The organism is Candidatus Thiosymbion oneisti (genome assembly GCF_900092655.1).
In the GTDB taxonomy this organism is placed as follows: Bacteria; Pseudomonadota; Gammaproteobacteria; order Chromatiales; family Chromatiaceae; genus Thiosymbion; species Thiosymbion oneisti.
This window is the reverse complement of sequence record NZ_FLUY01000673.1, coordinates 1-8,175: the sequence shown is the minus strand read 5'-3', so window position 1 is coordinate 8,175 and position 8,175 is coordinate 1. Positions and strand designations below refer to the sequence as shown.

The window sequence follows — 8,175 nt, the reverse complement described above, 5'->3', positions numbered from 1 at the left end:
CCCAAGGGTATCTGGTTGCCGCCGCACTCCAAAGGGCGGTAAGCCGATACCGGCAGGATGCGTTCCGAACGGGGAGTAAACGACCGTAGCCGGCATTTCATCTCCGCTGTGTTCTCTGTGTCTCTGGTGCGCCAGGTGAAGCCTGGTCAGTCTAGCAGTCTGAAAGGTGACTGCCCTGTAAATTGCTGATAGCCATGTAGCTGCGGCCTGTCACGTGGAGGCAACGAAGCGTGGGGAGCGAGGCCGGTTCAGGTAAGTACCAGTTTAAGGGAAAGACCCTGAGCGAAGCGTCGGAAGACGTGGACAGCGAAGCGGTGAGCCGTAAGCCGTTACCGGTTGAACCGAGAACGGCCTCGAAACACGAGTTGCAGGTGGCCAAGCTGCCAGAGAAGCCGAAGCCAGCACGCACCGGGAAGAAATCAGCGCAAGCACCGGGGTGGCCTGCCGGGGTGAGAGCGGATGGCGCGTCGCGACAGACTGATCGGGAACCTGGGAGATCCGGCGTGCTGGGGCTCGTAACCCGAAGGCGATGCGGGAAGACATAACCGCATGCGCTGGTCCGCCGGAAGTCGGAGTGGCCCAGAGTAGTGAGGAACCGGGGTAATGCCTGGGGAGCGAAGGGGCCATACGGTTGTCACGTTGAGTTCTCGGAAGGAGGTGATCTGCTTGTCGGAGCAAAACCGGACCATTACAGAGCGAACGCATGTCGAGCTACCAACGACCTTTGCGGTCAATGAGAGCGGCTTGCCGGAGAAGGTCTTCAAGCTGAGGAAGCAACTGTACATCAAAGCGAAGCAGGAGCCGCGGTTCCGATTTTACGCCTTGTATGATCGGATCCTGCGGCCCGACGTGCTTGCGGCGGCGTGGGACCAGGTGGCCGCTAACGATGGCGCACCTGGGGTGGATGGCGTTCGGGTTGAGGACATCGAGAGCGCCCCCGGTGGTGTCGAGCGGTTGATGGAAGAGCTGCACGATGACCTGAAGCGGAAACACTACCGCCCGCAAGCGGTGCGGCTGAAACTGATCCCCAAGGCGAATGGTGGAGAACGCCCGCTGGGCATTCCAACCGTCCGCGATCGGGTAGTCCAGACGGCGGCTAAGCTGGTCTTGGAGCCGATCTTCGAGGCGGACTTTCTGCCGGTGTCCTTTGGGTTTCGCCCTGGCCGCTCGGCGCATGATGCGCTGGATGCGGTGCAAGCGGGGCTGAAGGCTGGTCAGAACGCCGTGTACGATGCCGATCTGAAGGGCTATTTCGACACGATTCCGCATCACAAGTTGATGGCGTGTGTCGAGCGGCGGATCGCCGACGGTGCGGTGCTCAAGCTGATCCGTCAGTGGCTGCGTGCCCCGATCCTGGAAGAACCAACAGACCGGCATCAACCACCGAGGAAGGTCAAGCGACGGGCCGGCACCCCGCAAGGGGGTGTCATCAGCCCGTTGTTAGCCAACCTGTATCTGCACTGGATGGATAAACGCTTCCACGGTCCGGAAGGACCGGCCCAAAGGAGCGGGGCACGGCTGGTGCGGTATGCGGATGACTTTGTCATCCTCGCCCGTTATCAAGGGCGGTGCATAAGCGACTGGATCGACGCCACCGTGGAAGACTGGATGGGCCTGAAGATTAACCGTGAGAAGACCCGGATTATCAAGCTGTCTGAGCCTGGAGCAAGCCTGGACTTTCTGGGCTATCGCTTGCGGTACGAACGGGACCGATTCGGACGTGCCAAGCGGTTTCTCAACCGGGTTCCCAGCCCCAAGGCATGTGCGCGCGAACGGGAGAAGCTGCGAGGGATGATCGGCGCGAAACAGAGCGTGGTTCCAATCCCGAAACTGGTCGCGAGGGTCAATCGCCAGGTCCGCGGATGGGCCAACTACTTCGAGCATGGACGCAGCCGCCCCGCGTTCCGCGCCCTGAATTGGTTCCTCCAGCAACGGATGGTGCGGCACCTGAAACGTCGGAGCCAGCGCCCCTTCCGGCCACCGAAGGGGGTAACCTGGTATACGCACCTGTATAAGCGACTGGGCTTGGTGCAACTCTAGGGCTGGACGCTCCCCTGCGATAGCTTCGGATGTGAAGACAACCGGAAAGCGCAGTGCGGGAAAACCGCATGCTGCGTTTGATGAGGGGGAGCAGGCGACCGTGGCTAAGATTCGGCTCGTGAGGCACCGCCAGACGAAAGGGGCGGCAACGGATAGGCCAAATCTAAGGACACGGGAACCTGCTCTCTACTCTACTGGTTCAAAAAATAGGCAACTCTCTGCTTTCTCTCGATTTATCATTCGGTGGTCCGGGGTCAAACGCCGCCTGCGATTGGACTTGCAGTAGAACAGAGTATCCTGCGTCTTTGCGGTTCAAAATCCCGACCCGTCAAAGCGGTGTTTTTGGGAAGATTTACCCGGATCTGCTTGCCCGGGAACTTTCCCCCGTGTACACTAATCTATTACTACACGCAGGGGGTGACCTGGCTTCGACGTGGGTTGCGAAACCTGTGGTGCATGCCGAGGTGCGGATTACCTCGTAAATCCAACCGCAAACCAATAGTTGCCAACGACGACAACTACGCTCTCGCCGCTTGACCGGCGAGCCTCTGACCGCTGTTTGCCTATGGGCGGTGGACTTAAGGGGTAACACCACATGGGATCGCGGTGATGGGGGTCCGGACCTGATCCGCTAAAACCGAATTCGGAATCGCCGACCGCATGCCCCGCCCACCGGGCGGCGGAAGGTCAAAAACAATAGGTCGGGCTAAGCATGTAGATCCATAGGCGGAGGATTTGCGGACGCGGGTTCGATTCCCGCCACCTCCACCAATCTGGTTTTTAAGAGATTGATTCACAAGGATGTTTTTATAGATTCCCTTGTTCGCCCCCCCATTTAGCCCCCCTTTGAAACCTCGCTTGCCCTCAATCCCTGCCATTATCCACTTCGACCGGCCTCCCGTCGTCCGGCAGGTAAATCACCACGCCAAGGGCCTCTTTTTCGCCGCCCGGATCGGTCATCGCGGTCTTTGGCCGGCGCATCAAGCCCTAACAGCTTGCAACGCCGCTCACTGATCTTCAACGCCGCAAGGATTGCCGGTACACAACCCTTTTCAATCTCCGGCACCGGCATCTGGAGCAGGTAGTCATAGCGGTCAAACTCCAACTGCACCATTGCTGCGGCGCTCTCCCTGGTCCTGTTCCTCAAATCCTCCAGGGCACGCGCCACATACCGATAGGCGGTTTGTCGAGAAACCCCAGGTAGTGGTTAAGGTTTAAATGGAAACATCGCCACGAGCAGGGGGTTGGGCACGCCACAAGCTGCACCCCCTCTCCCCCCGGGAGAGAGCCTGTCCCGACGGAGAAGCACCAGAACCCTAGCCCCATACCCATGCCGGGCGCTTTTGTTCCCATAGGCACAATCAGTCCCCCTCCCGCCGAGGGAGTCGCAAAAATCATTTCGAACCACAGAGAACGCAGAGAACACAGAGCAAGGAATCGGCCAATGCTCTGTATCCTCTGTGGTTCAAGCCCGTAGGGCGGGAAAGGCCAGGGACGGCCGTATCCCGCCGGGATGGCTCCCCGTCGCCAGTTGTCAGTTGTCTCCGGCTCCCAGGCTCCAACGTGGGAGCAAGCTTTGTCCCGACAGAGGAGCACCGGAACCCAAGCCCCATACCCACGCCGGGCACCTTTGTTCCCATAGGCACAAACAGCCCCGCTCCCGCCGAGGGAGTCGCAAAAATCATTTCGAACCACAGAGAACACAGAGCAAAGAATCGGCCAATGCTCTGTGTCCTCTGTGTCCTCTGTGGTTCAAGATCAAAGAGAACACAGGTTCTCATCGGTAGCCCTCGAAGGGGCTTTTGCGATACCCTCCGCCGGGAGAGGGGTTGGGGAGAGGGGTTGGGGAGAGGGGTCAGAGGGCTGCCCCCTGACAACTGATAGCTGATAATGAATTGATGCGGTTCGCGCCTCCTCGTGGTGCCATCCTGTAAGACCTACCGCGCTCACCACATCCTACACTCCCGGCGGGATGCGGCCGTCCCTGGCCTGTCCCGCCCTACGGGCTGATCAATCGAGCGCTTGGAGGCGTTGGCGGACCGCATCCAACCAGTCTCGGTCCTCGCCGTGGAGCCTGCCCGTGGCCTCGAGGGTCTCCAGGATCTCCAGGGCCCGCTCGAGATACCCACGCGCCGCCTCGGGCTCGGCCAGCCCTTCCCTGCTCAGCCTCCACAGAGATGCCATCAGATCCCACTGCCAGTCGGCGTTGCTCGGGTCGGCGGCGGCCAATCGCTCGACGATGGCCTTGCTCTCCTGGTAGACGCTCAGGGCCCCGGCCCGATCGCCCTGCTTGGATCTGATGTCGCCCACCCTGCCCAAGCTCACGGAGAGGTCATGCTGCCAGCCGGCGTTGCTCGGGTCGGCATCGGCCAGGCGTTCGCGGATGGTCCTGCTTTCCTGGTAGGCACTCAGCGATCCGGCCAGATCGCCCTGCATGGCCTTGATGTCGCCGATCTTCTCCAGGCTCACGGAGAGGTCGCGCTGCCAACCGGCATTGCTCGGGTCGGCATCGGCTAGGCGTTCGGCGATGGCCTTGCTCTCCTGGTAGGCGCTCAGGGATCCGGTCAGATCGCCCTGCTTGGATTTGATGTCACCGATCCTGCTCAGGCTCGCGGAGAGATCCCGCTGCCAGCCGGCGTTGCTCGGGTCTTGCTCCGTCAATGCCTGTACCAACTCGTACTTTCGCTGAAAGGCTTTCAACGCCTCGTCGAGCTTTCCCTGCGCTTGTTTGATTGACCCGACGCGCTCATTAGCAATGCCGAGATCGTACTGCCATTGCGCATTGCTGGGGTCGGCGGCGGCCAGGTGTTCGCGGATGGCCTTGCTCTCCTGGTAGGCGCTCAGGGCTCCGGTCAGATCGCCCTGCTTGGATTTGATGTCGCCGATCTTGTTCAGGCTCACGGAGAGGTCCCGCTGCCAGCCGGTGTTGCTGGGATCTGCGGCGGCCAGGCGCTCCAATATCTGCACCCCTTCGGCATAGAGCCGCCCGGCGGCCGCAAGATCGCCCAGGGAGGCTTGAAGATCGCCGGAGTTAAAGAGATTTACGGCCCGCCGGCGCGTCACATCCGGGTTGTCCTCCTGGATACCCAATCGCTCGTAGTAGTCGTTGACGCGGTCGAAGACGCCGCCCAGTAGATCGAGCCGTCCGATGGGTTCCAACCGGTCGCGCAGCTCGAAGGTCATGAATTCCACCAGGCCTTCCGCCTCTTGCCGGGCCTGGGTCGCCCGCTCGGCCGCGGCCAGCGCCTCCGCCTCCTGGTCCAAGGCCCGCTGCCACTGCCACCAGGCCACGGCGCCGAAGGCGGCGAGGATCAGGATGACGGTGGCGACGCTGATCCGGACCACACGCTTGCGCCGCTTGGCGCGGCGGCGGCTGGCGCGGATGTAGTCACTGTCGTCCTGACTCAGATCCGAAGGTCTGGCGGCGAGTCGACCTTCGGCCTCGACCAGGGGCGGGCCGGCGAGCAGATAGCCGGGGTGCCGGGCGTGGGCCTCCCACTCGGCCATGCGGTTGCGCAGGCCCTCCTGCCAGAGGCGGAAGTCGCGATCCTCGGTGACCCAGGTTGCGAGCCGCTCCCACTCCCGGATCAGGGCCTCGTGGGCGATCTCGGCCACGGGCTCGTCGCCGGGGCCGCGGGCGGTGACGATGAGCCGACTGCGGGCCAGCTCGGGGAGCAGATCCCGGTCCTGCTCGGGGATGCGCCGGAAGCTCGCCACCTGGCGGGTAGCGGCCTCGTCTTCCCGTTGCGGCGGGCGCACCAGCTGGACCAGGATGCGCCGGGCGCGGCTACGCTCGGCCTCGGTCAGGTCGTCGATGACCCGGTCGGCGTAGTCGGAGAGGGCGCGGCGCACGCCGCCGATACGTTCCAGAGCGGTGGCGTCGATGCCGCGGGCGCGTTGCTCTTCCCACAGGCGGGTGAGGGCAAACTGGAGCAGGGGCAGGCGGCCCGGCTGGTCGGCCAGCTCGGCGAGTATGGCCTCCACCAGTCCGGGCGCGAAGCGCACGCCGCGGGCCTGGGCCGGGCCTTCGACGGCGGCCCGTAGTGCCTCGCCTTCCAGGGGGCCGACCTGGAACTGGCGGGACGGCTGGACGAAGGGCTTGGCGGGGCCTTCCATGGCCTGGCCCATGAAGTCGGCGCGCATGGCGATCAAGAGATGCACCGGCAGATCCGAGCCGCTCAGAGCTTGCAGGGCGGCGACGAAATTCCGCGCCTGGTCGGGGACGGCGGGCTGGACGTTGGTGAAGAGTTCTTCGAACTGGTCGACGACGAGCAGCAGATCGGTGCCGAGGCTATCGGCCAGATACTCGCGCAACACCCGCACCGGGCCCTCGGGCAGCTCGGCGAGTAGCTTGCTCAGGTTTTTGCGCGTTTTGATGCGCTGGTCCAGGGCGAGGCCCTCACGCACGATGAGACGGTCAGCAAGCGCGTCGAAGGGGTCGGTGCCGGGTCGGGTGATGAGACAGCGCCAACCGCCGCGGTCGGCGAGCGCGGGGATGAGCCCGGCGCCGATCAGCGAGGACTTGCCGCTGCCGGAGGGGCCGATGAGGGTGGTGAGCCGCTCGTCCCGGATCCGGTCGGCAAGCCGTGGGATGAGTTCGGCGCGGCCGAAGAAGTCGGCGCGGTCATCCGCACCGAAGGCGGCCAGGCCCTTGTAGGGGTTGCGTGGGCGCCAGGTGCCGTCGAGCTCGGGCCAGGCGGCGACCAGGGTACGCGCGGGGATGAGCGCGGCGGACTGGTCGGCGATGCGGGCGGCCACGACCAGGCCGACGGCGGCGCCCTGGTTCGGGTCCCAGGCGCCGGTGCCGCTGAAGCCGCCCTCCACCAGGCCGCGCTCGACATCGAGCTGGACCCAGCCCAGCGCGTTCTCACCGCGGCAGATACCGGGACGGCGCACCCCTTCCTCGATGCCGGCAGGAAAGCCGAAGCAGTGGACCGGTAGATCCGTGTAGTCGTCGGGCTCCAGGCCCAGGAGCGGCGCGGGCTGGGCCGCGGGCGGGAGCTCGTCGGCCAGCTCCAGTACGGCGATGTCCTCCGGCGCCTTGTCCTTGTCCTCGCGCACCGGCAGCCAGCAGACCACATGGCCGGTGGTGCGGAAGGGGCGCGCGAGCAGGGGCAGATCGACGGGGATGCTGCCGGCGGGGGCCGCGGCGGCGGTCGCCGTGGTGCCGAGGGCCGAGGCCACCACGTGGGCGCAGGTGACGACGTGCCTTGGTGTGACCAGCAGGCCGCAGCCGATGGTCCGGTCCGGATCGCCGGTCCGCCCGATACGGGCCTGGGAAAGATGGGGATCGCTCATGGTTCTCTGATCCAGTTCACAGTCGAACTTGTCCCGACGTCAGTTGTCAGCTCGTAGGGCGGGAAAGGCCAGGGATGGCCGCATCCCGCCGGGATGGCTCCTCGTCGCCAGTTGTCAGTTGTCAGTCGCCAGCTTCCGGAAGCCGGCCGCCGGCGACTGGAAGCCGGCGGCTGGCCGGCGGGTTGCGCGGCCCCGACTCATCGGGGCTACCGCAGCCGCGCGGGGGGCCGCTTACCCGCCCTACTTTCTCGTTCCCACGCGCTACTTTCTCGTTCCCACGCGCCGCGTGGGAATGTGGAAGCTCCGCGCCGCGGAGAGAATCAAGCATGTGTTCTCTGGCTCCCAGGCTCCGGAGACTGTGAAAGTATTCGTCTTTCCCGAAAACGGTGGGATGAAGTCGCTATATTTCACACTAAATTCTGTCTCATGTGGGATTTAATAGAGGTGTTTTCGGCCTAAAGTAGGACAATTGTGTTGTGCTGTCTCTATAGCTCTGAAAACCCAGGAATACTTTGGCAGTGGCTCAGTTTGAAAATTTTATGCTTGGCCGCTCACTTTCCGGCCCATTTAGCGCCAAGACGCAAAGATTCTTTGTTCTTTCTTTGCGTCTTGGCGTCCTTGCGTCATTGCGTTTTTTCGCGAACTGAGCCACTACCAATACTTTCACAGTCTCTCCAGCGCGGGAACGGGCCATATCGACACCAGGCGATCTTGTTCCCATAGGCACAAACAGCCCCGCTCCCTCCGAGGGTGTCGCAACAGCCCCGCTCCCGGTCTCTGGTTCCCACGCAGCGCCTCACTGCCATTAAGTTAGTGTCAACGGCCTCAGTAGCAGAG

Annotated in this window: 2 protein-coding genes and 1 other RNA gene; 2 read left to right on the top strand and 1 reads right to left on the bottom strand. The window is 63.5% G+C overall.

Translation table 11 applies throughout. The features are described 5' to 3' along the window. Positions 1-666: 666 nt before the first annotated feature. Together ltrA and ssrA are read left to right on the top strand one after the other, a co-directional pair. Complete coding sequence (ltrA, locus tag BQ17_RS07335) at positions 667-2,040, top strand: group II intron reverse transcriptase/maturase (RefSeq protein WP_218068152.1); 1,374 nt, start codon at positions 667-669, stop codon at positions 2,038-2,040. 413 nt (positions 2,041-2,453) lie between these two features. After that, positions 2,454-2,811, top strand: a transfer-messenger RNA (tmRNA) gene (gene ssrA / locus BQ17_RS07330). A gap of 1,239 nt (positions 2,812-4,050) precedes the next feature. On the opposite strand, the gene BQ17_RS07320 is transcribed toward ssrA, so the two are convergent. Further along, positions 4,051-7,338 carry a tetratricopeptide repeat protein gene (locus BQ17_RS07320; RefSeq protein ID WP_089725702.1) on the bottom strand — a complete coding sequence of 1,096 codons (3,288 nt, stop codon included), beginning with the start codon at positions 7,336-7,338 and terminating at the stop codon, positions 4,051-4,053. Positions 7,339-8,175 lie beyond the last annotated feature (837 nt).